The sequence below is a fragment of the Mesorhizobium sp. M8A.F.Ca.ET.208.01.1.1 genome (assembly GCF_004791315.1).
GTDB lineage: Bacteria > Pseudomonadota > Alphaproteobacteria > Rhizobiales > Rhizobiaceae > Mesorhizobium.
Map to the genome: position 1 here is coordinate 1 of NZ_SRUT01000292.1, position 304 is coordinate 304.

A 304-nucleotide genomic window follows, 5' to 3' on the forward strand; every position below is an offset into this window, starting at 1 on the left:
TGCTCTTCCGATCTGATTCGCGCTGGTGACAGCGACGGAACGCCGAAGCATGATCATATCGATGCGGCTTTCTTCAACTCTCGCCTGGCTGGTCGACAGCGCTGGCGGCGCCGTCCAGCCGGATGATTTTCTGGCCACGCTCGGCGCGCGGCTGGTCGACGACGGGTTGCCGCTCGCCGGTGGAGCCCTGACGCTCGCCGCGCCGCATCCGATCATAACGCGCCGCGCCTGGCTGTGGCGGGCCGAGACAGGGGTCGTCATGGAGGCTCTGGGTTTTGGCGCCGGCACGATGCCTGGAGCCGGA

The 304-nt window shown here is 67.4% G+C and carries 1 pseudogene; it reads left to right on the forward strand.

The features are described from left to right. Positions 1–61: 61 nt before the first annotated feature. Positions 62–304, forward strand: a pseudogene (locus tag EN851_RS35350) (adenylate/guanylate cyclase domain-containing protein); the annotation flags it as partial.